23 protein-coding genes are annotated in these 26,737 nt (G+C 74.3%); 14 read left to right on the forward strand and 9 right to left on the reverse strand.

Features of this window, described 5'->3' with window-relative positions:
• Positions 1-185: 185 nt before the first annotated feature.
• The gene (locus AB8735_RS22605; RefSeq protein WP_372408979.1) at positions 186-1,085 is read right to left on the reverse strand and encodes an esterase/lipase family protein; all 900 of its coding nucleotides are present in this window, start codon (positions 1,083-1,085) and stop codon (positions 186-188) included.
• A 326-nt stretch (positions 1,086-1,411) separates the two neighbouring features.
• On the opposite strand from AB8735_RS22605, the gene AB8735_RS22610 reads away from it, so the two are divergent.
• Positions 1,412-1,828, forward strand: coding sequence for a cobalamin B12-binding domain-containing protein (locus AB8735_RS22610; RefSeq protein ID WP_344025709.1), 417 nt, complete (start codon positions 1,412-1,414; stop codon positions 1,826-1,828).
• 245 nt (positions 1,829-2,073) lie between these two features.
• Here the strand turns inward: AB8735_RS22610 and AB8735_RS22615 are convergent, their stop codons facing one another.
• Positions 2,074-3,612 carry a DUF5691 domain-containing protein gene (locus AB8735_RS22615; protein ID WP_372408982.1) on the reverse strand — a complete coding sequence of 513 codons (1,539 nt, stop codon included), beginning with the start codon at positions 3,610-3,612 and terminating at the stop codon, positions 2,074-2,076.
• 36 nt (positions 3,613-3,648) lie between these two features.
• Positions 3,649-4,713, reverse strand: coding sequence for a hypothetical protein (locus AB8735_RS22620; RefSeq protein WP_372408985.1), 1,065 nt, complete (start codon positions 4,711-4,713; stop codon positions 3,649-3,651).
• 102 nt (positions 4,714-4,815) lie between these two features.
• Between AB8735_RS22620 and AB8735_RS22625 the strand changes: the two genes are divergently transcribed.
• From AB8735_RS22625 to AB8735_RS22645, 5 genes are all read left to right on the forward strand, one after another.
• Positions 4,816-5,952, forward strand: a complete 1,137-nt coding sequence (locus AB8735_RS22625) for an AAA family ATPase (protein WP_372408987.1) — start codon at positions 4,816-4,818, stop codon at positions 5,950-5,952.
• Positions 5,949-9,581 carry a DUF5682 family protein gene (locus AB8735_RS22630; protein ID WP_372408988.1) on the forward strand — a complete coding sequence of 1,211 codons (3,633 nt, stop codon included), beginning with the start codon at positions 5,949-5,951 and terminating at the stop codon, positions 9,579-9,581. Before AB8735_RS22625 ends, AB8735_RS22630 begins: the two co-directional genes overlap by 4 nt.
• A 231-nt stretch (positions 9,582-9,812) precedes the next feature.
• Entirely contained in the window at positions 9,813-10,991 is a 1,179-nt protein-coding gene (sucC, locus tag AB8735_RS22635; RefSeq protein ID WP_344027363.1) for an ADP-forming succinate--CoA ligase subunit beta, read from the forward strand.
• Positions 10,992-11,012: 21 nt separating this feature from the next.
• A complete protein-coding gene (sucD, locus tag AB8735_RS22640; protein WP_344027365.1) occupies positions 11,013-11,897 on the forward strand; it encodes a succinate--CoA ligase subunit alpha in 885 nt (294 codons plus the stop codon).
• A 192-nt stretch (positions 11,898-12,089) separates the two neighbouring features.
• Positions 12,090-14,126, forward strand: a complete 2,037-nt coding sequence (locus tag AB8735_RS22645) for a DUF6350 family protein (protein WP_372408991.1) — start codon at positions 12,090-12,092, stop codon at positions 14,124-14,126.
• A gap of 18 nt (positions 14,127-14,144) precedes the next feature.
• On the opposite strand, the gene AB8735_RS22650 is transcribed toward AB8735_RS22645, so the two are convergent.
• On the reverse strand, positions 14,145-14,912 hold the full coding sequence (locus AB8735_RS22650; RefSeq protein ID WP_372408994.1) for a hypothetical protein: 768 nt from the start codon (positions 14,910-14,912) through the stop codon (positions 14,145-14,147).
• A gap of 308 nt (positions 14,913-15,220) precedes the next feature.
• Between AB8735_RS22650 and purN the strand changes: the two genes are divergently transcribed.
• Entirely contained in the window at positions 15,221-15,847 is a 627-nt protein-coding gene (purN, locus tag AB8735_RS22655) for a phosphoribosylglycinamide formyltransferase (protein ID WP_372408995.1), read from the forward strand.
• 38 nt (positions 15,848-15,885) lie between these two features.
• Positions 15,886-17,433: a bifunctional phosphoribosylaminoimidazolecarboxamide formyltransferase/IMP cyclohydrolase gene (gene purH, locus AB8735_RS22660; protein WP_344027469.1), complete on the forward strand. Its 1,548-nt coding sequence runs from the start codon at positions 15,886-15,888 to the stop codon at positions 17,431-17,433.
• Between the two features lie 70 nt (positions 17,434-17,503).
• On the opposite strand, the gene AB8735_RS22665 is transcribed toward purH, so the two are convergent.
• Positions 17,504-18,061: a hypothetical protein gene (locus tag AB8735_RS22665; protein ID WP_344027371.1), complete on the reverse strand. Its 558-nt coding sequence runs from the start codon at positions 18,059-18,061 to the stop codon at positions 17,504-17,506.
• 270 nt (positions 18,062-18,331) lie between these two features.
• Here AB8735_RS22665 and AB8735_RS22670 point away from each other — a divergent pair, with 270 nt between their 5' ends.
• The 4 genes from AB8735_RS22670 to AB8735_RS22685 all read left to right on the forward strand — a co-directional run bounded on the left by AB8735_RS22670 (position 18,332) and on the right by AB8735_RS22685 (position 22,569).
• Positions 18,332-19,204 (forward strand): bifunctional methylenetetrahydrofolate dehydrogenase/methenyltetrahydrofolate cyclohydrolase, encoded by an 873-nt coding sequence (locus AB8735_RS22670; protein ID WP_344027373.1) that lies wholly within the window; start codon positions 18,332-18,334, stop codon positions 19,202-19,204.
• Complete coding sequence (locus tag AB8735_RS22675; RefSeq protein WP_344027375.1) at positions 19,194-19,718, forward strand: DUF3017 domain-containing protein; 525 nt, start codon at positions 19,194-19,196, stop codon at positions 19,716-19,718. Before AB8735_RS22670 ends, AB8735_RS22675 begins: the two co-directional genes overlap by 11 nt.
• 674 nt (positions 19,719-20,392) lie before the next feature.
• A complete protein-coding gene (locus AB8735_RS22680) occupies positions 20,393-21,436 on the forward strand; it encodes a helix-turn-helix domain-containing protein (RefSeq protein ID WP_344027377.1) in 1,044 nt (347 codons plus the stop codon).
• 143 nt (positions 21,437-21,579) lie between these two features.
• Complete coding sequence (locus tag AB8735_RS22685; RefSeq protein WP_344027379.1) at positions 21,580-22,569, forward strand: malate dehydrogenase; 990 nt, start codon at positions 21,580-21,582, stop codon at positions 22,567-22,569.
• 77 nt (positions 22,570-22,646) lie between these two features.
• Here AB8735_RS22685 and AB8735_RS22690 read toward each other — a convergent pair whose 3' ends face one another.
• Positions 22,647-23,222 carry a TetR/AcrR family transcriptional regulator gene (locus AB8735_RS22690; RefSeq protein ID WP_372408997.1) on the reverse strand — a complete coding sequence of 192 codons (576 nt, stop codon included), beginning with the start codon at positions 23,220-23,222 and terminating at the stop codon, positions 22,647-22,649.
• A gap of 102 nt (positions 23,223-23,324) precedes the next feature.
• Here AB8735_RS22690 and AB8735_RS22695 point away from each other — a divergent pair, with 102 nt between their 5' ends.
• Positions 23,325-23,738: a DUF6463 family protein gene (locus tag AB8735_RS22695; RefSeq protein ID WP_372408999.1), complete on the forward strand. Its 414-nt coding sequence runs from the start codon at positions 23,325-23,327 to the stop codon at positions 23,736-23,738.
• Positions 23,739-23,774: 36 nt separating this feature from the next.
• On the opposite strand, the gene AB8735_RS22700 is transcribed toward AB8735_RS22695, so the two are convergent.
• Positions 23,775-24,572 (reverse strand): alpha/beta fold hydrolase, encoded by a 798-nt coding sequence (locus AB8735_RS22700; RefSeq protein ID WP_372409001.1) that lies wholly within the window; start codon positions 24,570-24,572, stop codon positions 23,775-23,777.
• 91 nt (positions 24,573-24,663) lie between these two features.
• On the opposite strand from AB8735_RS22700, the gene AB8735_RS22705 reads away from it, so the two are divergent.
• A complete protein-coding gene (locus tag AB8735_RS22705; RefSeq protein WP_372409003.1) occupies positions 24,664-25,458 on the forward strand; it encodes a helix-turn-helix domain-containing protein in 795 nt (264 codons plus the stop codon).
• Here the strand turns inward: AB8735_RS22705 and AB8735_RS22710 are convergent.
• Together AB8735_RS22710 and AB8735_RS22715 are read right to left on the reverse strand one after the other, a co-directional pair.
• A complete protein-coding gene (locus AB8735_RS22710; RefSeq protein ID WP_344027389.1) occupies positions 25,445-25,720 on the reverse strand; it encodes a hypothetical protein in 276 nt (91 codons plus the stop codon). The two genes, AB8735_RS22705 and AB8735_RS22710, sit on opposite strands and share 14 nt — an antisense overlap.
• A 112-nt stretch (positions 25,721-25,832) precedes the next feature.
• Positions 25,833-26,699, reverse strand: a complete 867-nt coding sequence (locus AB8735_RS22715) for an NmrA family NAD(P)-binding protein (protein WP_372409004.1) — start codon at positions 26,697-26,699, stop codon at positions 25,833-25,835.
• Positions 26,700-26,737: the final 38 nt, after the last annotated feature.

Here is a 26,737-nt window from a genome sequence, read left to right on the forward strand (position 1 = left end):
ACGGGCCGCCGTCGAGTCGCTTCGGCGTTCGAAAATCGTTCGACATTTATCGGGCATCCGGGGTCCGATCGGGGGTTGACCTCCTTCGGCGGGATCACACGAAAGAGCCCGGTCCGCCGCACGTTTCACGCCACGGGTCACGCCATGGGGCACGCCATGGGGCACGCCGCGGGTCGCGTCACGGGTCACGCCACGGAGGCCGTGCCCTGGGCGTCGCCCGTGCCGCCCCACGAGAGCAGGGCCTGCCGGACGCCCGCCGCCACCTCGCCGTGCACCGGAAGGGCCAGGTGCCCCACGCCGGTGACACGGATGTTGCGCACCACCAGATCGGGGTGGTCGATGCGGGCGGTCTCGACGGGGGCCATGATCTGGTCGAGGTCGCTCCAGAAGCTCACGAACCGCGTCCGGCAGCCCGGCGCCGGACGGGCGAGATCCGTGATGACGTCGGAGTCCGGGCGCATCTGGCGCACCACCGGGTGGACCGACGCGAGCGGCGCCACCCGGGTGCCGGCGTGCGGCGTGCCCAGGGTGACCAGGGTGCGGACGCGGGCGTCGCCGCCCTGCCGCTGGACGTGGTAGCGGGCCATCAGCCCGCCCAGGCTGTGGCCCACCACATCGACGCGCTCTGCGCCCGTACGGGCGCAGAGCTCCTCCACATGTCTGCCGAGCGCGGTGGCGGCGGTGCGGAGGTCGCGGGTGAAGGGTGAGTAGTTGAGGGACGTCACCTGGCCCCAGCCGTGCCGGCGCAGCGAGTGGCGCAGCAGCACGAAGACCGAGCGGTTGTCGAGGAAGCCGTGCAGGAGAAGGACGGGCGGCCGCTCCTGCGGGTCCGGAGGCATTGGAGGGTCCGGACGATCCGCGGTGTGCGCGGTGTGCGCGGTGTGCGCGGTGTGTGGGGGGCCCGGGGGACCCGGAGGGTCCGGCAGGACGGCGACGGGCGAGGGCCGCCGCTCCTGGACCACGCCCGTGGGGTAGAGCAGGACGTGACAGGTGAGGATCGCCAACTCCAGCGCCGTGGACCGCACCAGGGCGGCCGAGGGGCGCGTGGCGCCGGAGAACGCGGATAAGACGGGCAAGGCCCCCATGGCCGACCTCCAGGAACGGCACACAGCCGAAGCCCTGTCCCCCGTGTGCCCTCTCGACCGGGGAGCCGTGTGTTGCCTGCCGCACCGCTGTGCCGTGCGGCTGCCGGCGCGGCGGTGCGGCGGACTCGTTCGCGGCTCCCCTCGCGAACCGTCCGCGCCTTCCGGGAAACGGGAGGCGGGAGCGGTGCGCGGCGAACGTGGTGTCCCACGTGTGATTTCCCCCTCGCTGGGCACCGCGAAACGGCGGCTTGCGCGATGCTGGGGAACTGAAGATAACGTTCGTTCACGTCCCGGCCGGCTGACGGCAGTCGTACATGGAGGCAGTGATGGGAGTGACCGGTCCGATCCGCGTGGTGGTGGCCAAGCCGGGGCTCGACGGACACGATCGCGGGGCCAAGGTCATCGCGCGTGCGCTGCGCGACGCGGGCATGGAGGTCATCTACACCGGTCTGCACCAGACGCCGGAGCAGATCGTCGACACCGCGATCCAGGAGGACGCCGACGCGATCGGCCTGTCCATCCTCTCCGGCGCCCACAACACGCTCTTCGCCAAGGTGATCGAGCTGCTGCGGGAGCGCGACGCGGAGGACATCAAGGTCTTCGGGGGCGGGATCATCCCGGAGGAGGACATCCCGCCGCTGCGGGAGCTCGGCGTCGCCGCGATCTTCACTCCCGGGGCGACGACGACGTCGATCGTGGACTGGGTCCGCGAGAACATCCGCGGGGCGGGTGCGGGGGCGTAGGCCTGCGGGGTTTTTGCCCCGGTCCCGCCCTTTCACCGTTTCTTCCGGGGCTGCGCCCCCTCGGCCCCGCAATGCGGCTGCGCCGCATTGTCCTCAAGCGCCGGACGGGCTATTCAGCCCGTCCGGCGCTTGAGGACAGCGACTGGAGGGCGCTTCGGGGGCCAGGGGGCGGAGCCCCCGGTGGGGTGCCGCAGGGGCGCAGCCCCCTGCGAAAACGGATTAGGGCGGGGCGGGGAGAAAAGAACTCACCCTCCCAACTCCTCCCGCATCAGCGCCCGCAACCGCAACGTCCCCTCCAACCTCCCGAACGCCTCCGCCCAGTGATCCGCGCCCCCGGCGCGCCCGGCACTCAACCGCCCCGCCTCCGCGGGATCGGCGCACCGCTCCACCAGCCCCATCACGCCGCTGAAACTCCACGGGTAACCACCCGCCTCCCGCGCCGCCCCGAGCGCGTCGACGACCGCCCGCCCCAGCGACCGCGCCCACGGCGCCTCGCACACCGCGAGGAGACGGAACGCGTCCGAGAGCCCGTGCGCCGCGACGAACCGGGCGGCCCACGCGGCCCGTTCGGGCGCCGGCAGCACGGACAGCAGCCGCGCCGGATCGCACCCCGGCGAACCGTCCGGGGCCGGCGGCGCCGTGGCTGGACCGAGCAGGGCCCGCGCCCACTCCGCGTCGCGCGAGCGGACCGCGGCCCGGCACCACGCCGCGTGCAGATCGGCCCGCCGGCCGTCGGCGACGGGCAGGGCCACGGCTCCGGCCGCCCCGGCCACACCGAGCCGGGCGGGCCAGAACGCCAGGGGGGTCGCCTCCACGATCCGGCCCAGCCACCACGAGCGGCGGCCGTGGCCGGACGGCGGGTCGGGGGATATCCCGTCGCGGCGCATGGCCGCGTCGCACTCGTCCGGGGCCTCGACGACGATCAGCCCGCCCTCCGGGGTGACGCAACTGCGGGCCCGTTCGGTCATCCTGGCCGCCAGCGCCGACCCGGGCAGGGAGGCGAGGAGCTCGGCGGCCAAGGCCCTTACGTCGCGGGCGCGGTCGTCCAGGGCCCGTTCCAGGAACGGCTCGTCCGCGGGCGAAAGCCCCTCCCGCAAGGTGCGGAGGAACGCCGCCCGGTCCTCGGCCCGCTCCGTCGCCCAGGTGCCGGCCAGCAACTCCCGGGCCGCCGCGGGGGCGTACCCGCGCATCGCCGCCAGCACGGCCGTCCGCTCGGCGAACAGCCCCTCCCGCCACACCCGCTGCCCGTCCCCGGGGGACGGGTCACCCGCTGCGGGGGTCCGGAGCGCGTACGCCCACTGCGGGTTGAGCCGGGCCAGCCACAGCCCGCGCGGTCCGGCGAGGGCCAGGGCCCCCGGCCGCAGGTCGGTCCGGGCGCGGGCCGCGTCGAGCAGACCGGGCAGCAACTCGTCCGGGGCGCGGTAGCCGTGGCGGCCGGCGGCCGCCAGCCACTGCGGGAGCAGCTCGAGGAGGTCCGGCCCGGCGGCCCGCCGCCCGTCGGCGGGACCGGCCCGGTCGTCGAGCATCCCGGCCAGCCGCCGCCGCGCGGCGTCCGGGAGCTGCGGCCGGGGGTCGGCCGGGGCGGGCCCGGGCCGCCGCCGCGCCGGGACGGGCAGGGCGGCGGCGCGCCGCCGCACGGTGTGCACGGCCGCGGCGTCCAGCAGCGCCGTCGCGGGGTCCCGGCCGGGGAGGGAGGGGACGGGTGAGGCGCGCCGCCCGGTCCCGAGCAGGGCGGTGGTGACGAGATCGTCCCAGGGGATGTCCGCGTCCACGAGCGCGTTCACGGGGTGACCTTTCCTGTGTGTGGAGGGGCGCGGCCGTCACACCTGCAGCGGCACCAACTCCTTCCCCCAGACGGCCAGGGGCAGGAACCCCCGGTGGCCGCATTCGCCGAACACCGTCACCGGCCCGCCCCCGGACACCGCCGCGAGCTGCCACAGCCCCCTGCGGTCCGCGCACCGGGCGTCCACCGATATCGCCGAATCGCCCCTGGCGTCGGCCAGTTGCCAGCCGAGCCGGGTATCCGGCACCGGGATCACCTCCCGCAGCACCACGGGCCAGGACTCCAGCCACGGATCGTCCCGCAGCGCCTCGCCGTAGGCGCGGAGGGCGGCGGCCGTGTCACCGCCCGGCGGGGGAGCGGCCCCGGACTCGGGCGCGGCCCCGGGCGCGGACGTGGCGCGGCGGTCGGCGAGCACGGCGCGCAGTGGACGGGCCGCCGGATGGAAGACGAGGTCCGCGTCCAGCTCCAGGCCGACGGTGAGGGAGAGATCGGGCGCCCGGCCGCCCGCGCCGTACGACAGCAGCAGAGCCGTGCGGCCCGTCTCCCGGCCGTGGAGCCAGATCCGGCGCGTGATCAACCGCCCGTCGCTGCCGTCGCGTTGGGACAGGACGAGCCAGCGGTCGCGGACCGGTGGCGACGATGACACCGGTGAGGCCGCGCCCACGGTGATGCCGACCCGGCTGCGCACGGTCGCGGCCAGCCCTTCCGGCAGCCGGTCCACCCGGAGGTACGCCTGGTTGAGCGTGTGCAGCAGGGCGCACCGCTCCAGCAGCCGTGCCGCCCAGTCGCCGCCCGCGCCCGCCGTCGCGCCCAACTCGCGCACCGCCGCGGCCAGTCCGGGTGCCTGGGCGTCCACCATGCGGGCCGCTGTCTCCTCCCACGGCCCCCGCCCGGCCCGTGCGGAGGAGGCGAAGCCGCCGTGCAGCAGATCGGCCAGGCGCCGCTCGAGCTCCGAGGCGCCCGCCGCGACGCGCTCCGCCCGCGCCGCCGCCCTGCGGCGCGCCGCCTCCGTGTCGCGCGGCGCCGGCGCGAGCACTCGTTCCACCGTCCGGTGTTCCTCCTGCCGATTCATGTCCCCGAAGGTAGAGCCTCCCACTGACAATCACCTTGACCTGCACGTTCGTTGGCGCCGAGGGGCGTTGTCAGTGGTGTGGTGCAGGGTGGTGGCACTTCCCGGAACGCACGACGAGGGGGACTTGTGAACGTGCCCGGATTCCACACGGATCAGGCGGATCAGGCGAGCCGGACCGGCCGGAGCGGCGGGGACGCCATCCGGCCGCACGCGGAGGGCGCCTTCGCCGGCGAGCTCGCGGCCCTCGCCGCCGCCGACGACCGCCCCAGACCGGAGCGCTGGAAGCTGTCGCCGTGGGCCGTCGCCACCTATCTGCTCGGCGGCGTGCTGCCCGACGGCACCGTCGTCACCCCGAAGTACATCGGTCCCCGCCGTGTCGTCGAGGTCGCCGTCAGCACGCTCGCCACCGACCGGGCGCTGCTGCTGCTCGGCGTGCCCGGCACGGCCAAGACCTGGCTGTCCGAGCATCTGGCCGCCGCCGTCAGCGGCGACTCCACGCTCCTCGTCCAGGGCACGGCCGGCACCACGGAGGAGGCCGTCCGGTACGGCTGGGACTACGCCCGTCTCCTGGCCCACGGCCCCGGCCGCGAGGCCCTCGTGCCCGGCCCCGTCATGCGGGCCATGGCCCGCGGGGCGACCGTCCGCGTCGAGGAGCTGACCCGCATGCCCGCCGACGTCCAGGACGCCCTCATCACCGTCCTGTCCGAGAAGACCCTGCCCGTCCCCGAGCTGGGCGAGGAGGTCCAGGCCGTGCGCGGCTTCAACCTCGTCGCCACGGCCAACGACCGCGACCGCGGCGTCAACGAGCTCTCCGGCGCCCTGCGCCGCCGCTTCAACACCGTCGTCCTCCCGCTCCCCGCCACGCACGCCGACGAGGTGGACATCGTCGCGCGGCGCGTGGCCCAGCTCGGCCGCTCGCTCGATCTGCCCGCCGTCGGGGACGGCACGGACGAGATCCGCCGCGTCGTCACCGTCTTCCGCGAGCTGCGCGAGGGGATCACCGCCGACGGCCGCACGCGGGTCAAGTCGCCCTCCGGCACGCTCTCCACGGCCGAGGCGATCTCCGTCGTCACCGGCGGACTGGCCCTGGCCGCCCACTTCGGGGACGGCGTACTGCGCGCCGGCGACGTCGCCGCCGGCATCCTCGGCGCCGTCGTCCGCGACCCGGTGGCCGACCGCGCGATGTGGCACGAGTATCTGGAGACGGTCGTCCGCGAGCGGGACGGCTGGCAGGACCTCTACCGCGCCTGCCGCGAGGTGTCGTCGTGAACGCCCCTGACGGCCCGGCGACTTCGGGCCCCGCCCTGCTCGGGGTGCGCCACCATGGGCCGGGCTCCGCGCGGGCCGTGCGGGCCGCCCTGGAGCGGCGGCGGCCGCGCGCCGTCCTGGTCGAGGGCCCGCCCGAGGCGGACGCGATCGTCCACCTCGCCGCCGACCCGGACATGCGGCCCCCCGTCGCCCTGCTCGCCCACGCTGCGGACGACCCGGGCCGGTCCGCCTTCTGGCCGCTGGCCGACTTCTCCCCGGAATGGGTCGCCATCCGCTGGGCGTTGGACCGCGGAGCGGCCGTCCGGTTCATCGACCTGCCCGCCGCGCACACCCTCGCGCCATGGCCCGGGCGTCCCGAACCGCCGCACCCCGACCCGGTCGAGGCCCTGGCGGCGGCCGCCGGCCGCGACGACCCCGAGAGGTGGTGGGAGGACGCCGTCGAGCACCGCGGGGGCATGCCCGGCCGCGACCCTCTCGCATCCTTCCGGGCCATCGCCGAGGCCATGGCCGCGCTCCGCCCGGCCGACGGAGGTCCGGACGGCGGGGGACCGGACGCCCCGACCGGTCATGACGCCGTCCGGGAGGCCCACATGCGGCTGCGCCTGCGCGAGGCCCGCCGCGAGTTCGGCGACGACATCGCCGTCGTCTGCGGCGCCTGGCACGTCCCCGCCCTGGCCGCCCGGCGGACCGCCGCCGCCGACCGCCGGGTGCTGCGCGGACTGCCCAAGGTCCGGACGGAGATCGCCTGGGTCCCCTGGACCCACCGCCGGCTGGCCCGCCGCAGCGGATACGGGGCCGGCGTCACCTCGCCCGGCTGGTACGGCCACCTCTTCCGGACTCCCGACCGGCCCGTCGAGCGCTGGATGACCACCGTCGCCCGGCTGTTGCGGGCCGAGGGCCACCCCGTCTCCTCCGCCCACGTCATCGAGGCCGTCCGGCTCGCGGACACCCTCGCCGCCGTCCGCGGGCGCCCGCTGCCCGGGCTCGCGGAGACCACCGACGCGATCCTGGCCGTGATGTGCGACGGATCCCCCGTCCCGCTCGCCCTCGTGCAGGACCGGCTCGTCGTCGGCGACGCCCTCGGCACGGTCCCCGACGCCGCCCCCGCCGCACCCCTGCGGCGCGACCTCACCCGTCTCCAGCGGACACTGCGCCTGCCCCCCGAAGCGGCGCTCCGTGAGCGGGAGTTCGACCTGCGCAAGGACATCGGTGCCGCGCGCAGCCGGCTGCTCCACCGGCTCCGGATCCTGGGCGTCGACTGGGGCGAGCCGCTTCCCGCCCGCGGCGGTTCGGGGACCTTCAAGGAGGTCTGGCGGCTGTGCTGGGAGCCAGGGCTGGCCGTCCGCCTCGCGGAGGCGGGGGTGTGGGGCACCACGGTCGGGGCGGCGGCCGCCGCGCGCGCCGGGGCGGCGGCCCGCTCGGCCGGTTCCCCGGCCGAGGTCACCGCCCTGGCCGAGCAGTGCCTGCTCGCCGGGCTGCCGGACGCCCTGCCCGCCGTCCTGCGCGCCCTCGCCGACCGGGCCGCCCTGGAGGCGGACGTGGGCCGCCTGGCCAGGGCCCTGCCGGCCCTCGTCCGGGCCGTGCGTTACGGGGACGTTCGCCGCACCGACACCGGCGCCCTCGCCGGGGTGGCGGCCGCCCTCGCCGAGCGGGTCTTCGCCGGTCTGCCCGACGCCTGTTCCGGCCTCGGCCGGGACGCGGCCCGGGAAGCGCTGGGCGACGTGGACGCCGTCCACCGGGCGGTCGCCCTGTTGGAGCGGCCCGGGGTGCGGGAGCGGTGGGCGGCGGTGCTCGCCGGTCTCGCGGGCCGGGAGCGGATCCCGGGGGAGATCCGGGGCCGGGCCGCCAGGCTGCTGCTCGACGAGGGCCGGCTGCCCGACGCGCGGGCCGCCCGTCTCATGGCGCTCGCCCTGTCGCCCGCCGAGGAGCCCGCCGAAGCGGCGGCCTGGATCGAGGGGTTCACGACCGGCGACGGTGCGGGCGGGCTCCTGCTCGTCCACGACGAACGCCTCTTCGCCCTGACCGACGCCTGGCTCACCGGTGTGCCGGCCGGGACGTTCCCCGGCGTCCTGCCCCTTCTCCGGCGCACCTTCGCCGAGTTCGCCCCCGCGGTCCGCCGGGCCGTCGGCGAACGCGTCCGCGCCGGAGGCCCCGGCCCGTCCTCCGCCCCCGGACGGACCCCGCCCCTCGACCCCGTACGGGCGGCCGCCGTCCTGCCCACGCTCCGCCTCCTGCTGGACCTGGGCGACGACTTGGACGACAACCCGGGCGACAACCACGACGAAGCACCGACCGCGCCCCCGGTGCCCGGGCCGGGAGTCCCCGGGGATGCCCCCACCGACGCCGCCCGTCGCGAACGCCTCCGCCGCTGGCGGCTCGTCCTCGGCGCCGGCTGCGGCCCCGACGGCTGCGACCCCGACGGCCGTGGGACCGACGGCACCGGAACGGAGCTCGACGGGGACGATGCGGCCATGGACCGGGCGCTGGAGGCGCTCTATGGGGCCCCGCGGGCGGGGCGCGGCACCGGCCGGGACGGGCGGCGCGGAGGCGGGCTCGGGGCGTCCGCACCACGGGTCGCCCGCTGGCTGGGGGACATCCGGACGTACTTCCCGTCGTCCGTCGTTCAGGTGATGCAGCGCGATGCCCTGGAGCGCCTCGGCCTCACCCAGCTCCTCCTCGAACCGGAGCTCCTGACGGCGGTCGAGGCGGACGTGCACCTGGCCGGCACCCTCCTTTCTCTCGCCCGGGCCATGCCCGAGGAGACGAGGGCCACCGCGCGGGAGGTCGTCCGCAAGGTCGTCCGCGATCTGGAGGACCGTCTGGCCGGCCGGACCCGGGCCGCGCTCACCGGCGCCCTCGACCGCTCGGCCCGCGCCCGTCGCCCCCGCCCCCGCGACATCGACTGGAACCTCACGATCCGGGCCAATCTCCAGCACTATCTGCCCGAGCACCGCGCTGTCGTGCCCGAGCGCCTCGTCGGCCACGCCCGCGCCGCGCGCTCACTGCGCAAGGAGGTGTTCCTCTGCGTCGACCAGTCCGGCTCGATGGCCGCCTCCGTCGTCCACGCCGCGGTCTTCGGCGCGGTCCTCGCCTCGACGCGCTCGCTCGACACCCGGCTGATCGCCTTCGACACCGCCGTCGTGGACCTCACGGACCGGCTCGCCGATCCGGTGGAGGCATTGTTCGGCGTCCAACTCGGCGGTGGCACGGACATCGATCGTGCCCTGGCCCACTGCCAGTCCCGCATCACCCGTCCCGCCGAGACGGTGGTCGTGCTGATCAGCGACCTCCACGAGGGCGGCACACCCGGTGGGATGCTGCGCCGGGTCGCGGCGATGAAGGCGGCGGGGGTGCGGTTCGTTGCCCTGCTGGCCCTCTCCGACGATGGCACTCCGGCCCACGACCACGAGCACGCCGCAGCCCTGGCCGCCCTGGGCGTCCCCGCCTTCGCCTGCACCCCCGACCTCTTCCCGGAGGTAATGGCCGCGGCCCTGGAGAACCGCCCGCTGCCCGTCCCCGGGCCCTCCATAGCCGGGCCCCGGGCCTCGTTCCGGGCCGGCCCGGAACAAGGACCGGACGACGGGCCGGACGACGGCGGAACGGAGGAACCCCGAACCCGTTGGGCGTAGCGGGCCGTCGCGATCGGTGCCGGGACGGTAAGCGATCTGTGAGCGTAATCACGGTCGGAGTGTGATCTGCGATTTAGGGACCTCCCTCGCTCGGGGATAACCTGCGGGACGGACATGCCGCGTATTCGGCGCACGTGTGCCGCCCTCGTCATAGATCGCGTTCACGCTGCCACCGCGGCACGCCCGCGCAGACAACGAACCGCGATATCCATGGAAAAGGGACTGACGCGCGTGGACCTGTTCGAGTACCAGGCGAGGGACCTCTTCGCCAAGCACGGTGTACCGGTGCTGGCCGGTGAAGTCATCGACACGCCTGAGGCGGCGCGCGAGGCCACTGAGCGTCTGGGCGGCCGTTCGGTCGTCAAGGCTCAGGTGAAGGTCGGCGGCCGCGGCAAGGCCGGCGGCGTCAAGCTGGCCGGCACCCCGGACGAGGCCGTCGCCCGCGCGACGGACATCCTCGGCATGGACATCAAGGGCCACACGGTCCACAAGGTGATGATCGCGGAGACCGCTCCGGAGATCGCCGAGGAGTACTACGTCTCGTACCTCCTCGACCGCACCAACCGCACCTTCCTGGCCATGGCCTCCGTCGCCGGCGGCATGGACATCGAGGAGGTCGCCGCCACGACCCCCGAGAAGCTCGCCAAGGTGCCGGTGGACGCCAACGAGGGCGTCTCCATCGAGAAGGCCCGCGAGATCGTCGCCCAGGCGAAGTTCCCGGCCGAGGTCGCCGAGCAGGTCGCCGAGGTCATGGTGACCCTGTGGAAGACCTTCGTCGCCGAGGACGCGCTCCTCGTCGAGGTCAACCCGCTGGCCAAGGTGGCCGACGGCCGCGTCATCGCCCTGGACGGCAAGGTCTCCCTGGACGAGAACGCGGACTTCCGCCAGCCCGACCACGAGGACCTGGTCGACCACGCCGCGGCCAACCCGCTGGAGGCCGCCGCCAAGGCCAAGGGCCTCAACTACGTCAAGCTCGACGGCCAGGTCGGCATCATCGGCAACGGCGCGGGTCTCGTCATGAGCACCCTGGACGTCGTCGCCTACGCCGGTGAGAACCACGGCGGCGTCAAGCCCGCCAACTTCCTCGACATCGGCGGCGGCGCCTCGGCCGAGGTCATGGCCAACGGTCTTGAGATCATCCTCGGCGACCCGGACGTCAAGTCCGTCTTCGTCAACGTCTTCGGCGGCATCACCGCCTGTGACGAGGTCGCCAAGGGCATCGTCCAGGCCCTCCAGCTCCTGAAGGACAAGGGCGAGGACGTCTCCAAGCCGCTGGTCGTGCGCCTCGACGGCAACAACGCGGAGCTGGGTCGCAAGATCCTGTCCGACGCCAACCACCCGCTGGTGCAGCGCGTGGACACCATGGACGGTGCGGCCGACAAGGCCGCCGAGCTCGCGGCTGCGAAGTAAGGGACGAGGTCACAGCACACCATGGCTATCTTCCTCACCAAGGACAGCAAGGTCATCGTCCAGGGCATGACCGGTGCCACGGGCATGAAGCACACCAAGCTCATGCTGGGTGACGGCACCAACATCGTCGGTGGCGTCAACCCGCGCAAGGCCGGCACCTCCGTCGACTTCGACGGCACCGCCGTCCCCGTCTTCGGCTCGGTCGCCGACGCGATGAAGGAGACCGGCGCCGACGTCACCGTCGTCTTCGTCCCGCCGGCCTTCGCCAAGGCCGCGGTCGTCGAGGCGATCGACGCGGGCATCGGCCTGGCCGTCGTCATCACCGAGGGCATCGCCGTCCACGACTCGGCCGCCTTCTGGGCCTACGCCAAGGCCAAGGGCAACAAGACCCGCATCATCGGCCCCAACTGCCCCGGTCTGATCACCCCGGGCCAGTCCAACGCCGGCATCATCCCGGGCGACATCACCAAGCCCGGCCGCATCGGTCTGGTGTCCAAGTCGGGCACGCTGACCTACCAGATGATGTACGAGCTCCGTGACATCGGCTTCTCCTCGGCCGTCGGCATCGGTGGCGACCCGGTCATCGGCACCACGCACATCGACGCGCTGGCCGCCTTCGAGGCCGACCCCGACACCGACCTCATCGTGATGATCGGTGAGATCGGCGGCGACGCCGAGGAGCGGGCCGCGGACTTCATCAAGGCCAACGTCACCAAGCCGGTCGTCGGCTACGTGGCCGGCTTCACCGCGCCCGAGGGCAAGACGATGGGCCACGCCGGTGCGATCGTGTCCGGTTCGTCCGGCACCGCGCAGGCCAAGAAGGAGGCCCTGGAGGCCGCGGGTGTGAAGGTCGGCAAGACCCCGTCCGAGACCGCCCGCCTCGCCCGCGCCGCGCTCGGCGCCTGAGCGGACGCCCGGGCAGACGCCTGAAGGTGCCGCCGTCCGGGCGGTACCGCCGTGGCATCGAGGGCCCGCACCCCACGGGGTGCGGGCCCTCCGCCGTTCCGCGGCCCGTCGCGTACACCACCCGATTGCCGCTCTGAACACGACACGACGGTCATTTGTCGCTACCCGCCCGAAAGGCGCGTTGTTGGCAGCATGGCCCTTGTGACCCAATATGCCCACAGCGGTACCTCGTTGCCCTCGTACCTCCGCTTCGCGGCCCGCGGTACGCCGGGCACGGGCCGGGCGTTCTTCGGCGGCGCGCTCGCCGCCGGCCTGGGACTGGGCGCGTTCGCCACGCTCGTCCTGGCGCTGTGGATCGTGTCGCCCTATCCCGACAGCGGCCCCGCCGGAGCCCTGCACATCGCCACCGGCCTCTGGCTGCTCGCGCACGGCGCCGAGCTGGTGCGCACCGAGACCCTCTCCGGCACCCCCGCCCCGGTGGGCCTGACGCCGCTGCTCTTCACCGTGGTCCCCTGCGTGCTGGTGCACCGCGCCGCCCGCCAGGCCCCGGCCCCCGACTGCGACGAGGACTGCGACGAGGACGCCGAGTACGCCGAGGGCATCGTGGACGTCGAGGCCGGCGACGAGCCGATCGAGGACCTCGAGGCGGCCGGGCCCCCGCCGCCCCCGGCCCCCGCCGGTCCGCCCCGCCCCCCGCTCCCGCCGCGCACCGCCTTCACCGCCCTGCTCGGCGGATATCTGCTGGTGAGCCTCGCGGCCGTGCTCTACGCCTCCTCCGGCCCGGTGCGCGTCGACCCGCTGAGCGCCCTGCTGCACCTGCCGCTCGTCGCCGCCGTCCCCGCGGCCGCCGGGGTCTGGATGGCGTCCGGCTGTCCCCCCTGGACCCCGCCGCCGCGCGTCCGGCGGGTGCTGGGGGTCGTCCCGCGACGGATGCGGGAGTGGTTCACCTACCCCCATGTCCTGGCGGTCGCCCGGGCCACCGCGGCCGGTACGGGCGTGCTGTTCGGCGGCGCGGCACTGCTGCTCGCGGTGGAGCTGGCGCGGGGCGGGGGCGCCGCCCAGGAGGCCGTGGCCCAGCTGGCCGCGGGCTGGTCGGGGCGGACCGCCGTGGTGCTGCTGAGCATCGCGCTGCTGCCCAACGCGGTGGTCTGGACGGCGGCGTACGGGCTCGGGGCGGGCTTCGTCGCCGGTGCGGGCGGCGTCCTCGCCCCCGTGGCCCTGCCCGTGCTCGGCGACCTGGGGCACCCGCTGCCCCTGCTGCCCCGCTTCCCGCTGCTCGCCGCGCTGCCCGGCCCCGGGGAGGCCGGTCCGCTGGGGCTGGCGGGGTGTGCCGCGGTGGTGGCCGGGGCGGGGGTGGCGGTCGCCTCCGCGGCCGTGCCGCGCCGTCCGGCGACCGTCGGCCGGTGCGAGGCCATGGCCATTGCCTTCCTGGCCGCGGTCGCCTCGGCCGTGCTGGTCACCGTGCTCGCCGCAGCCGCCGGAGGGCCGCTGGGCAACGCCACCCTGGCCCGCTTCGGCCCGCCCTCCCGCTTCGCGGGCCTCGCGTGTCTGGTCTGGACGGCGGTGGTCGGGGTCCCGGGCGCGCTGATCGTCCGTCACTTCCGCAAGGCGCCGCGACCGGCCGAGGCGCCGGAGAAGCGCAGGTCCTGGTGGCGGCGGACCGGCTTCGTCCTGGGGCTGGACGTCCCCGAACGGCGCCGTCGGGCCCGTCCCCGGCAGGCGCCCCGCTGGTGGCGGGCGGTGGCCGGCTGGCTGGGCTTCGCGGTGGGCGGGGACCGCGGTACCGAGGTCGTCCCGGCGCAGCGGCCGCACGGGCCGGAGCCGGAGACGGACGGGGACGGTCTCCCGCACCTGCCCGAGTACGGGCCGGAGTACGCGCCGGAGAGCCTTCCCCTGCTGCCGGTGAACGGCACCGTCCTGGGCGCCGACGGCAAGGCCGAACCGCCGCGCCGGCACCGGCGCCGCGGTTCGCGGGCCGCCCGGGCGGCGGACCGCGCGGCCCGGCGCGAGGCGGCGCGCACCGCCCGGCGCGAGGCCAGGCAGGCCCGGAAGGCCCGCAAGGCGCCGATGCCCCCGGTCCCGGACCCCGCCTCCGGCGTCGCGGACGCGCCCGACTGGCACGACACCGGGGTCCGCCGGGCCCGCTGGGCCGCCCTCAAGGACTCCGGCGGCGGCCTCATGGCCGACTTCGAACCCCGCGACCCGGAGCGGCTGTTCGAGGACCGGTGAACCCGGGCGTCGCCGCCGTCAGTCCTGCGCGCCCAGCAGCGGCCGGAGCTGCTTGGGCAGATGGGTCTCGCAGGCCTGGCGGGACTGCTGGGTCAGGGCGTCGTCGACGCAGGTGTAGTAGTCCCGGTAGACCAGCTGGAAGCCGTAGGTGGAGACCACGATCAGCAGGGCCAGCCCGCCCATCACCAGACCGCTGACCGCGGCCGTCGTCTGCGGCCGGAAGCCGCCCGGCTGCGGTGCGGGCGCGCCCCCGTCGCCGGTGCGCCGGGCGTTCCTGGCGCGCAGCGCGCTGACGCCCCAGTACACCGACAGGGCGCCCAGCAGCAGGGCCACCTCGGGCAGGCTGAACAGGGCGAAGAAGAATCCCCACAGGCCCGCGAGCACGGCGTAGCGCGCGCGGCGCTGGGCCGGGTCGGAGGGGTCCCAGCGCGGGCCGCCCGCGCCGGGGCCGTTGGAGGGGTCCTGGCCGCCGCCGGGCGGGCCGCCGAAGCCGCCGTCGTGGCGGCCGGGCTGGCGGCTGCTCCACTGGCTGCCCCAGGCGGGCGGGGCGGGCGGCTGCTGCCCGCCGTTCCCGCCGCCCTCGTCCTCCGGGTTCCCCTGGCTTCCCTGGTTCCGGGGGGCGCGCGGCCGCCAGGGCTCGTCGGGCCGGCCCTCCGGCGGCGGGGCGAACGGGTTGTCCTGCCGGTCCTGGTCCGAGGACCGCGCGAGGCTGGTCGCAGGGAGGCCGGCAGCGGACGCGGCGGGCAGCGGGGGGCGGTGAACCGCGGGGCGGCGTCGGTCCGGCATGTGGAGTGTGTCTTCCCCTGATCGGTCTGTGTCGCGTCGTCGCGTCCTTCGAGCCTACGGCCGCGCGACCGGTTTCCGGGGCCCGTCCCCGACGCGTCCGCCCGTGCGGAGGGCCCGGGGGTGCCCCGGCCCAGACGCTACCTCCCGTGTGTGCCCCCGTCCCGCGGGGGCCGACGGGTGTGCCGGTATCGTTGCTGGCGGTCGGCGGCTTCGTAGGGTCCCCCGTATTCGGCGTACCCGGATTCTTGTACGACCCTACAAACCGCGCTCTCCGTGAGAATTCAGCAGAGATCAGAAAGGGCCCCGTCGTGGCCGTCCCCGCCCGTCCCGCCCGCATCGTCGTGCTCGTCTCCGGCTCGGGGACGAACCTGCAGGCCCTGCTGGACGCGATCGCCGCCGACCCGGACGGCTACGGGGCCCGCGTCGTGGCCGTCGGGGCCGACCGCGAGGGGATCGCCGGGCTGGAGCGCGCCGAGCGCGCCGGGCTGCCCGTCTTCGTCCGCCGCGTGCAGGACTTCGCCTCGCGCGACGCGTGGGACGCGGCCCTGGCGGAGGCGACCGCGGCGTACGAGCCGGACCTGGTGGTCTCGGCGGGCTTTATGAAGATCCTGGGGAAGCACTTCCTCGCGCGGTTCGGTGGGCGGACGGTCAATACGCACCCCGCCCTGCTGCCCAGTTTTCCCGGTGCCCACGGAGTGCGCGACGCCCTCGCGTACGGCGTGCGGGTCACCGGGTGCACCGTCCACTTCGTCGACGAGGGCGTCGACACCGGCCCGATCATCGCCCAGGGCGTGGTCGAGGTCCGGGACGAGGACGACGAGACCGCTCTGCACGAGCGGATCAAGGAAGTCGAGCGCTCGCTGCTCGTCGAGGTCGTGGGGCGTCTGGCCCGGCACGGCTACCGCATTGAGGGACGAAAGGTACGGATCTCGTGACCGCCGAAGGTACCGCCGCAGGTACGACCGCTGAGGCCATGAAGCGGCCCATCCGCCGGGCGCTCATCAGCGTCTACGACAAGACGGGGCTGGAGGAGCTCGCCCGCGGGCTGCACGCGGCGGGCGTCGAGCTCGTCTCCACCGGTTCGACGGCCGCCCGGATCGCGGCCGCCGGGGTGCCGGTCACCCCGGTCGAGGAGCTCACCGGCTTCCCCGAGTGCCTGGACGGGCGGGTCAAGACCCTGCACCCGCGCGTGCACGCCGGGATCCTGGCCGACCAGCGGATCGACGCCCACCGCGCGCAGCTCGACGAGCTGGGCGTGCGCCCCTTCGAGCTGGTGGTCGTCAACCTCTACCCGTTCCGCGAGACCGTCGCCTCGGGCGCCTCGCCCGACGAGTGCGTCGAGCAGATCGACATCGGCGGCCCCTCGATGGTCCGCGCCGCCGCCAAGAACCACCCGTCGGTCGCCGTGGTCGTCAGCCCCGCCGCGTACGGCGAGGTGCTGAAGGCCGTCGCCGACGGCGGCTTCGAACTGGCCGCCCGCAAGCGGCTGGCCGCGCAGGCGTTCCAGCACACGGCGGCGTACGACGTGGCCGTCGCCAACTGGTTCGCGGAGGGCTATGGGGCCGACGAGGGCCCGTGGCCCGACTTCATCGGCGTCTCCTACGAGCGCAAGCAGGTCCTGCGCTACGGCGAGAACCCCCACCAGCCCGCCGCCCTCTTCACCGACGGCACGGGCCACGGCCTCGCCTACGCCGAGCAGTTGCACGGCAAGGAGATGTCGTACAACAACTACGTGGACACCGACGCCGCCCGCCGCGCCGCGTACGACCACGCCGACCCCTGCGTCGCGATCATCAAGCACGCCAACCCGTGCGGCATCGCCGTCGGTTCGGACGTCGCCGAGGCGCACCGCAAGGCGCACGCCTGCGACCCGCTGTCGGCCTTCGGCGGCGTCATCGCCGTCAACCGCCCGGTGTCCGTGGCGATGGCCGAGCAGGTCGCCGAGATCTTCACCGAGGTCGTCGTCGCCCCGGGCTACGAGGACGGCGCCGTCGAGGTGCTGGCCCGCAAGAAGAACATCCGCGTGCTGCGCTGCGCGGAGGCCCCGGCGGCGCACGGCGAGTCCCGGGCGATCGAGGGCGGCGTCCTGATCCAGGCCAAGGACCGGCTCCAGGCCGAGGGCGACGACGCGGCCAACTGGACGCTGGCCACGGGCGAGGCGCTGTCCGCGGACGAGCTCGCCGAGCTGGCCTTCGCCTGGAAGGCGTGCCGTGCGGTGAAGTCCAACGCGATCCTGCTCGCCAAGGACGGTGCCACGGTCGGCGTCGGCATGGGCCAGGTCAACCGCGTCGACTCCGCGAAGCTGGCCGTCCAGCGGGCGGGGGAGGAGCGGGCGCGCGGTTCGTACGCCGCCTCCGACGCGTTCTTCCCGTTCCCGGACGGGCTGGAGGTGCTGACCGCCGCGGGCGTCAAGGCCGTCGTGCAGCCCGGTGGTTCGGTCCGCGACGAGCAGGTGGTGGAGGCCGCGAAGGCGGCCGGGGTGACGATGTACTTCACGGGTACGCGCCACTTCTTCCACTGACGGGTGCCACAACGGCCGGAGGCCGCACCCCCTTTGCGGGGATGCGGCCTCCGGGCGGGCGGAACCGGGTTCAGTAGCGCGGCCGCTGGAACCACTCGGCGGTCGGGCGCTTGGCGCAGAAGACGATGGTCAGGATCGCCAGGATGAAGACGACCAGACCCAGGCCCCACGCACCGATGTTGAAGATGCCGCTGATGATGCCGAAGGACGCGTAGACGATCGAGCCGACCCGGACGCCGTTGCCGCCCGCGGCGAAGCGCAGCGCCAGGATGATGCCGATCACCGCGAAGACGGCGGCGAGGATCACGAAGAAGCCGATGATGCCCTTGCCGAAGTCGGCGAACTTCTGCACGTCCTCGCTGTGCTCGCTCTTGTTGACGGCGTCGTCGACGGCGGAGATCGCCACGCCGTAGATCGCGGCGATGCCGATGTGGCACACCGCTATGACCCACATGAAGACGCGGGCGGCCTTCGTCAGGCCGGGCATTTCGGCGGGCACCGGCGGCATGCCGTTGTAGCCGCCCTGCTGCGGGTACGCGGCGTAGGGCTGGCCACCCTGCTGCGGGTAGCCGTAGCCCTGGGCCTGCGGCGGCTGGCCGTACGGGTTGTTCTGGTCGCCGAAGCTCATGGTCGGGACGTTCCTCCGTGATCGGTCGTGCGGGGACGGACGCGGACATCCCGGAGGATCATGCTGAGCGGCTCGCCCCCCGTAACCACCCGCGGCACTGCGATTCATCGTGGTAGCGGTATTGACTTTTGTCCAGCCGATACCCTCTGCGTTGTTCAAGTGCCGCGCGACCGTGATCGCACCGTAAACGTGATCACGCAGACCGAGCGAACACAGGGCGGCGTACCTCCCGGACGAAGGGGACGCCGCCGGATCCAGGAAGATGGAGCCATGACCGCCCAGATTCTCGATGGCAAGGCCACCGCCGCCGCGATCAAGTCCGAACTCACCACCCGCGTGGAAGCGCTGAAGGCCAAGGGCATCACCCCGGGCCTGGGCACCGTCCTCGTCGGCGACGACCCCGGCAGCAAGTGGTACGTCGCGGGCAAGCACCGGGACTGCGCCCAGGTCGGCATCGGCTCCATCCAGCGCGAGCTGCCGGCCACCGCCACCCAGGAGGAGATCGAGGCGGTCGTCCGCGAGCTCAACGACAACCCCGACTGCACCGGCTACATCGTCCAACTCCCGCTCCCCAAGGGCATCGACACCAACCGGGTGCTGGAGCTGATGGATCCGGCCAAGGACGCCGACGGCCTCCACCCGATGAGCCTCGGCCGCCTCGTCCTCAACGAGCCCGGCCCGCTGCCCTGCACCCCGAACGGCATCATCGAGCTGCTGCGCCGCCACAAGGTGGAGATCAACGGCGCCCATGTGGTCGTCGTCGGCCGGGGCATCACCGTCGGCCGCTCGATCGGCCTGCTGCTGACCCGCCGTTCCGAGAACGCCACGGTCACCCTCTGCCACACCGGCACCCGTGACCTCTCCGCGCAGCTGCGCAAGGCCGACATCATCGTCGCCGCCGCCGGCGTGGGGCACCTGATCAAGCCCGAGGACGTCAAGCCGGGCGCCGCCGTGCTGGACGTCGGCGTCAGCCGGGACGGCGAGGGCAAGATCATGGGCGATGTGGACCCGGGGGTCGCCGAGGTCGCCGCGTGGATCTCCCCGAACCCGGGCGGCGTCGGCCCGATGACCCGCGCCATGCTGCTGGTGAACGTGGTGGAGGCCGCCGAGCAGGCCGCGGGGCGCACCGCCGATGAGGGCTGAGCGGGACCGGCCCGGCGCGTCCGGGGCGTCGGACGGCGCGGGCGGCGGGCCGGGCCCGTCGGGCGACGGAGCGGCGAAGAAGCCGGGCGGTGGAGCGGCGAAGAAGCCGGGCGGCGCCGGGAAGCCGCGTACCTCCCGTCGCTTCCCCCAGCTCACCCGTGACACCGCCCGCCCCGAGGGCGGCGGGCGGGCCGCGCCCGGGGGCGCCCCGGCCCCCGCGCGGCAGTGGCCGCTGCTCGCGGTGCTGGGGCTGACGGGTCTGGGGCTGCTGATCGTCGCCCTGGACGGCTTCCGGATCGGGACGATGCTGATCGGCATCGCGCTGATCGGCGGCGCGGTGCTGCGCTGGACGCTGCCCTCGGTGGGCATGCTGGCCGTCCGCTCGCGGTTCACCGACATGTTCACGTACGGCGGGCTGGGGCTGGCGATCCTGCTGCTGGCGCTGATGGCCCAGCCGCACGCCTGGCTGAAGATCCCGTTCCTGGACGACGTGCTCCACTTCACGGTCAACTAGTTCACGGTCAACTAGGCCGTCCGCATGCGCCCTTGGCGGCCCGCGGCCCGTCCTCTCCCCCGCGGGAGGACGGGCCGCGGTGCTTTTCCCCCGGACCGCAGCCCCCGGACCGCAGCCTCCGGCCCACAGCACAGACTCTGACCCGTCGCGGGTCCAACTGCCAAGGCGCTGCGCCCACTTGGGTCATCACGGGACGTCCCGCGCACCGACCTGCGGGGACGGTGCGTGCGGTGCGGCGGTCGTGGGACAGGGTGGGCCGCGGCGGCCGCATCACGGTAAGGGGTGGGAAGGAGCGGGTGGCCTGTCCTCCACCCCCGTGGGGGGACAGGCCGCCCGCTCCCCGAAGAGGATCGTGACCGGCCGCCTCGTGATCAAGGTCGGGGCGGGAGTTGTGACGCGGAACTGACAGTTCCGATACGAGATCACCCGTGGCGTCACGGTCCTGTGCCAGGAGACGGCCGCTGTCAAAGGACGGCGACTGTCGCGATCGGGATCCGCCCCGGCCGGCGGTCGCCACCGGCGCGGACGGGTGACCGAGCGCCGCAGGGGCGTGCGCCCGGCGGCCTTGATCAACCCTGAACGCCCCGATGCGCCCACCGATCGGGAACCGGCGCGCAGATTCGGGGCATCCCCTGGGTAACACCGGTACGCAGGGGGACGATGGGGGAGGGGCCATGCCTCGTTGGAGAGCGTTGCCGGAGGAACTCGATCCGCAGGTGCGGGAGTTCGCCGAACAGTTGCGCAGGATCGTGGAGCGCAGCGGGCTGGGGATCGGCGCGGTCGCGGACCGCACCGGCTACAGCAAGACGTCGTGGGAGCGCTATCTCAACGGCCGGCTGCTGCCGCCGCGCGGCGCCGCCGAGGCGCTCGCCGAGGCGACGGGCACGGACGTGGGGCACCTGGGCACGCTCTGGGAGCTGGCCGAGCGCGCCTGGAGCCGGTCGGAGCTGCGGCACGACGTGACGATGGAGGCCGTCCGGGTCGCCGAGGCGAAGGCCGCGCTGGGCGTCACGGCCGCGCCGGAACCCACCCGGTTGGAGGGGCGGGCCGCGGTCGCGCTCGGGGCGGAGGGGGTCGCCGCACCCCCGTCCCCCTCCCCGTCCCCGCCTCCGCCCGCTCCCGCCCCCGCGCGTACGGACGGCGACGTCGACGTCCGGGCGAAGGCCATCCCGATGGAACGCCCTGCCGCCCGCCGGCCGGCCCGGCGCCGCCACACCGTCCTGCTGTTCACCGCCGGCGTCCTCGGCACCCTGCTCGTCACCGTCTCCGCCGTGCTGCTGCTCGGCAGCGGGCCGACCGGCGCGAGGACGCCCGCGCCGCTGGCCGCCGTGCCCCCGGCGGGCAGCCCGGCGGCGGCCCTGCCGGTGGGGGTCGGCTGCACCGGCGGCGACTGCACCGGCAAGGACCCGGAGATCATGGGGTGCGGCGGACAGCACGCGACGACGGCCGGGTCGGCCACCGTCGGCACCTCCTATCTGGAGGTCCGCTACAGCGACACCTGCAAGGCGGCCTGGGCGCGGATGACCCAGGGCACCCCGGGCGGCATCCTGCGCGTCAGCACCGACCGGCACAGCGGGGCCGGCCGCGTGGAGCGCGGCACGGACGGCCACAGCACCATGGTCGCCGTCTCCGCCCCCGGCGAGGCCACCGCGTGTGCCGTGCTGAGTTCCGGGGAGCAGGGCTGCACCGTCCCGCGGACCTCCGTGGAGGCGCCATAGCCCCAGGTGAGGCGTCCCACATGGGTTCGGTGCCGCGCGACGGGCGCCGTCGGATAGCCTGACGCCCGGATCTCTCGATACCAAGAGAGGTCCGGACAACAGGGGCAGGGACACCCACCGCCAGTTCGCAGCAGGAGATCGCCATGACCCGCACTCCCGTCAATGTCACCGTTACCGGCGCGGCCGGTCAGATCGGCTACGCGCTGCTCTTCCGCATCGCCTCCGGTCACCTCCTCGGCGCCGACGTGCCGGTCAAGCTGCGCCTCCTGGAGATCCCGCAGGGTCTCAAGGCCGCCGAGGGCACGGCGATGGAGCTCGACGACTGCGCGTTCCCGCTGCTGCGCGGCATCGAGATCACCGACGACCCGAACGTGGCCTTCGACGGCGCCAACGTCGCGCTGCTCGTCGGCGCCCGCCCCCGCACCAAGGGCATGGAGCGCGGCGACCTCCTGGAGGCCAACGGCGGCATCTTCAAGCCGCAGGGCAAGGCCATCAACGACCACGCCGCGGACGACATCAAGGTCCTGGTCGTCGGCAACCCGGCCAACACCAACGCCCTGATCGCCCAGGCCGCCGCTCCCGACGTCCCGGCCGAGCGCTTCACCGCGATGACCCGCCTCGACCACAACCGCGCGATCTCGCAGCTCGCGAAGAAGACGGGCGTCGCGGTCTCCGACATCAAGCGTCTGACGATCTGGGGCAACCACTCCGCCACCCAGTACCCGGACATCTTCCACGCCGAGGTCGCCGGCAAGAACGCCGCCGAGGCCGTGAACGACCAGGCCTGGCTGGCCGACGAGTTCATCCCGACCGTCGCCAAGCGCGGTGCCGCCATCATCGAGGCCCGTGGCGCCTCCTCGGCCGCCTCCGCCGCCAACGCCGCCATCGACCACGTCCACACCTGGGTCAACGGCACCGCCGACGGCGACTGGACCTCCATGGGCATCCCCTCGGACGGCTCCTACGGCGTCCCGGCCGGTCTCATCTCGTCCTTCCCCGTCACCGTCAAGGACGGCAAGTACGAGATCGTCCAGGGCCTGGAGATCAACGAGTTCTCCCGCGCCCGCATCGACGCCTCCGTCCAGGAGCTGTCGGAGGAGCGCGACGCGGTCCGCGCCCTCGGCCTTCTCTGAGCCTTCCGCTCACGGGCAGCGGCCCCGCCCCGGCGCGACAAGCGCCGGGGCGGGGCCGTTTTTCATGCCTTGGCCTTTCATGCCTTGACGGGGCCGCCGTGGTGCCGGGCGGCCAGGGCGGTGATTCCTGCTGCCGCTGCGGCGGCGAGGTCGGTGACCATCGCGTCGTCCACGGGCAGGTCGAGGATGTACAGGGCGGACGCCAGGGAGCCGAGCAGCAGCAGGTGGGCCATGGCGGGATCGACCGGCCCGTCCAACTCTCCGCGAACCACTGCCCGTTCGATGATTTCGGCGAAGGCGGCCTGCTCGGTGGCCAGGAAGGTGTCCTGGAAGCGGGTCTTCAGTTCGGGGTTGACGGAGAGTTCGCCGATCAGGGCCGGTGCCAGCTGGCGGGCCGCCGGGGCGGCCATGCGGACGTGGAACGCGCGGACCAGTGCCAGCAGGTCCCCGGGCAGGGAGCCGGTGTCGACCATCGGGGCCAGCTGCTGCTCGTGCACGGTGGCGACGAACGCCATCTCGGCCTTGGAGGCGTAGCGGCGGTAGATCGCCGCCTTGCCGACCCCGGCGCGCGCGGCGACCCGGTCGACGGTCAGTGCCGGGTAGCCGACTTCGTCGATCAACTCACGCGTGCTCCGCAGGATGTTGTGATCCACGCGACTGTCCCGGGGGCGTCCGCCCCGTTGCCTTCCCGCTGTCATGCCCTCAGTATACGGAACTGGAGTATCGAAACGACGGTATCGGAACGGAGAGCTCGGATGCTCAAGTGGGCCGGCTGGATCATCACCTTGTGCGGAACCGCGCACACGATCGGCGCCCTGACGGTGCAGAAGGCCGCGCGCCACGCCGGGACATGGTTCAGCGGCGGACTGTGGAGCGAGGACCTCGCCGACATGAGCGCGGCGGGCAGCGCGTACTGGCTGAGCCTGGCCAGCTTCGGCATTCCGCTCATCCTGGTCGGCCTGACGGTGCTGTGGCTGGACCGCCGCGGCATCACCCCTCCGGCATTCATCGCCTGGACACTGACGGGCTGGACCGTCGTCGACGCCGTGGTTCTCCCGTTCACGCCCTGGCCGCTCTTCGCGCTCGCGTGCGCCCTGTTGCTGATCGGAATCCGTCGCGCCCGCCGCGGCGACCCCGTTCCCAGGGGGGCCGGGCTTCCGCAGGCGTGAACACGGGGCTTCGGTGGTGAAAGGGCGCGCGCGGCCTCACGTCCCCCCGCCGAGCCCGGCGACGAAGCCCTCCACGGCCTCCGCGACCGCCCCCGGCGCCTCCAGCGGCAGCAAGTGCCCGCTGCCGGGAACGACATCGAGCCGCGCATGCGGGATGTACGGCAGCAGGCACTGCCGCAGCACCGACTCCGGCTCCACCGCGTCGTGTTCGCCCGCCAGGACCAGGACCGGTACGTCGATCCGGCCGGCCACGGTCGTGATGTCCGCCGCGATGCCGCGCAGCGGCCACTCCCGGCGGGCCGCCTCGTCGGCGGCCAGGCTGTCGCGTACCGCCGTCTCCCTGACGGCCCCCTCCAACGGGGCGGCGGTCAGCGCCCGGTCGAGCGCCTGCTCCACGGACTGCCGTGAGTCGTAGGCGTGCGAGAGGAAGCGCTGGTACTCGGCGGTCACGGCCGGAGCGGGGCGCGGCGGTGCGGGGGCGAGCAGCAGCAGGCCCGCCAGGCCCTCGGGGCGGCGGGCGGCGGCGAGTTGGCTCACCTTTCCGCCCATGGAGTGTCCTACGAGGACGAAGCTGTCGAGGCCGAGCCCCCGGACGACGCCGAGGAGGTCGTCCGCGAGCCGGTCGAGGCCGTAGGGCCCCGGCAGCGTCCGCGAGGCGCCCCAGCCGCGCTGGTCGAAGCGGACCGTGTCGCGCCCGTCCGGCAGCCGGCCGACGACCGCGTCCCAGGTGTGCGCCGACCCTCCCCAGTAGTGCGCGAACACCAGGGCCGGGCCGCGTCGCCCCCGGCCCCGATGGACAGTCGGCCTTGTGCATTCCTTCGTCGTCCTCGTCATGGCGCAGACGCTACGGTCGTGGACCGGGGGAAACCCGGTCGAAAGGTGGGGAGTTCTTGTGGAAAACGGACAGCTTCCGGGAGTCCGGCAGGTGCGCTACGCGCCGGCCCCCGGGGCGGGGGCCGGTATCGAGGTGCTCTCCTTCGAGGAGCTGCGGCGGATGGACCGCGCCCGCCGCCGGACGAGGCCGCAGCGTCCCGACTTCCACGTCCTGGCCCTGGTGCGGTCGGGCACCGGGCGGCACACGGCCGACTTCGTCGATCACGAGCTGGGGGAGCGGAGCGTCGTCTGGATCCGCCCCGGTGTCGTCCACCGGTGGACGGACGTCGACCGGCTCGACGGGCCGCTGGTGCTGTTCGAGGACGAGTTCCTCCCCGCGGCCGACTCCTTCGCCCCCGTCTGCCGGCAACTCGACGAAAAGTCATGGTCGTTGGCCGTTCGTACGGCGGACCTGCTGGCCGATTCCCGTTCCGCGCCCGCTCCCGTCCGCGCCCACCTGCTCTCGGCGCTCGTGCTGTGCGTGCTCCCGGGCGAGCCGGCTCCGCCCGGCGGCGCCGGGGAGCACGCGGTCTTCCGCCGCTACCGGGAAGCGGTGGAGGCCCGGTTCGCCCAGCGGCACCATGTCACCGACTACGCCGGCGAACTCGGCTACGACGTCCGCACCTTGACCCGGGCGACGCGCGCCGCCACCGGCCTCGGCGCCAAGCAGTTCCTCGACGGGCGGATAGCCCTGGAGGCCAAGCGGCTGCTCGCGCACACCGAACTGCCCGTAGCCCGCTGCGCGGAGCGCGTCGGTTTCGATGACGCCGCGAACTTCACCACGTTCTTCCGGCGGCAGACGGGGCTGACCCCCAGCCGCTGGCGGGCGACGCTCAGCGGTCGTTGAGAATCGTCGTGCTGGTGAAGCAGACGTCCATCGTCCGCACCCCGCCCTCCCGGCGCATCCTGACGCCCACGCCGGTGTCCCCGTCGTGGAAGGTGGCGACGAAGGACTTGTCGGGGCCGCGCCACACGCTGATCGTCGTGGTGGGCGCACAGGGCGCCGAGGAATCCTCGTCCGGCGCCGCCGCGGCCGCCCCGGCCACCGTGCCCGCGGTGAGCAGTGCGAGGGCGGTCAGGGCTGCGATACGGCTGCGGCGGCGCTTCATCCGGTCTCCCTTGCGGTAAGCCCCCCTGATCCAGGCTGGCAGGGCCGACCGCGTCGCGCACAGGCCCAATCGGCTGAATCGCGCACCGCGCAGCGCGCGTCGGGGGCCGGGGTCAGACCGCCCACACGCCCGTCGCCGCCTCCTCCCGTGCGAAGTCCGCGAAGTCGCGCGGGGCGCGGCCCAGGACCTCCCGCACGCCGTCGACGAGGTGGGCGTTGCGGCCGTCGGCGACCAGGGCCAGCAGGTCGGCGAGTTCGGCGGGCTGGTCGTGCTCCGCGAGATACGCGCGGTACTCCTCGTCCGTCACCGGGGTGAAGCGGATCTCCCGGCCGGTCGCCCGCGACAGCTCGGCGGCCACGTCGTGGAAGCTCAGCAGGCGCGGGCCGCCGAGTTCGTGGACGCGTCCCGCGTGCCGGGCGTCCGTGAGGGCGGCGACCGCGACCTCGGCGATGTCGCGGGTGTCGACGAACGGCTCGGTCGCGTCGCCGGTGGGCAGCACCAGCTCGCCCGAGAGCACCGGGTCCAGGAAGAACGCCTCGCTGAAGTTCTGGAAGAACCAACTCGCGCGCAGGATCGTCCAGTCCGCGCCGGAGTCCTGGAGCGCGCGCTCCGTGATCCGGGCGCCCTCCTCGCCCCGTGAGGACAGCAGCACCAGCCGGCGCGCCCCCTTCCCGACCGCGAAGTGGGCGAACTCGCCGACCGCCTCGGCGGCGCCGGGCATTCCGAGGTCCGGGTAGTACGCGACGTAGACGGCCCCGACGCCGTCCAGTGCGGCGTCCCACGTCGCCGGGTCGTCCCAGACGAACGGTGGCGTCGCGGAGCGCGAGCCGACGCGGACCGGCAGGCCCCGCGCGGTGAGGAGTTCGGCAACTCTGCGGCCGGTCTTGCCGGTTCCGCCGATGACGAGGACGGGCTTCGCGGATTCGACGGTTCCGGCGGTTTCGGCAGCTCCGACAGCTTTGGCGGCTTCGACAGTCATGATCGGTGAATGCCGTGAGGTGCCCGGGCATTCCCGGC

The organism is Streptomyces luteireticuli (assembly GCF_041519305.1).
GTDB lineage: Bacteria > Actinomycetota > Actinomycetes > Streptomycetales > Streptomycetaceae > Streptomyces > Streptomyces luteireticuli.

Excerpts from the sequence above, each read along its gene's own strand:
- sucD (WP_344027365.1), top strand. The coding sequence starts at position 11,013 with ATGGCTATCTTCCTCACCAAGGACAGCAAGGTCATCGTCCAGGGCATG.
- AB8735_RS22675 (WP_344027375.1), top strand. The coding sequence starts at position 19,194 with ATGAGGGCTGAGCGGGACCGGCCCGGCGCGTCCGGGGCGTCGGACGGC.
- AB8735_RS22680 (WP_344027377.1), top strand. The coding sequence starts at position 20,393 with ATGCCTCGTTGGAGAGCGTTGCCGGAGGAACTCGATCCGCAGGTGCGG.
- AB8735_RS22605 (WP_372408979.1), bottom strand. The coding sequence starts at position 1,085 with ATGGGGGCCTTGCCCGTCTTATCCGCGTTCTCCGGCGCCACGCGCCCC.
- AB8735_RS22695 (WP_372408999.1), top strand. The coding sequence starts at position 23,325 with ATGCTCAAGTGGGCCGGCTGGATCATCACCTTGTGCGGAACCGCGCAC.
- AB8735_RS22715 (WP_372409004.1), bottom strand. The coding sequence starts at position 26,699 with ATGACTGTCGAAGCCGCCAAAGCTGTCGGAGCTGCCGAAACCGCCGGA.
- AB8735_RS22645 (WP_372408991.1), top strand. The coding sequence starts at position 12,090 with ATGGCCCTTGTGACCCAATATGCCCACAGCGGTACCTCGTTGCCCTCG.
- AB8735_RS22710 (WP_344027389.1), bottom strand. The coding sequence starts at position 25,720 with ATGAAGCGCCGCCGCAGCCGTATCGCAGCCCTGACCGCCCTCGCACTG.
- AB8735_RS22665 (WP_344027371.1), bottom strand. The coding sequence starts at position 18,061 with ATGAGCTTCGGCGACCAGAACAACCCGTACGGCCAGCCGCCGCAGGCC.
- AB8735_RS22650 (WP_372408994.1), bottom strand. The coding sequence starts at position 14,912 with ATGCCGGACCGACGCCGCCCCGCGGTTCACCGCCCCCCGCTGCCCGCC.
- AB8735_RS22685 (WP_344027379.1), top strand. The coding sequence starts at position 21,580 with ATGACCCGCACTCCCGTCAATGTCACCGTTACCGGCGCGGCCGGTCAG.
- AB8735_RS22610 (WP_344025709.1), top strand. The coding sequence starts at position 1,412 with ATGGGAGTGACCGGTCCGATCCGCGTGGTGGTGGCCAAGCCGGGGCTC.
- AB8735_RS22700 (WP_372409001.1), bottom strand. The coding sequence starts at position 24,572 with ATGACGAGGACGACGAAGGAATGCACAAGGCCGACTGTCCATCGGGGC.
- purH (WP_344027469.1), top strand. The coding sequence starts at position 15,886 with ATGAAGCGGCCCATCCGCCGGGCGCTCATCAGCGTCTACGACAAGACG.
- AB8735_RS22670 (WP_344027373.1), top strand. The coding sequence starts at position 18,332 with ATGACCGCCCAGATTCTCGATGGCAAGGCCACCGCCGCCGCGATCAAG.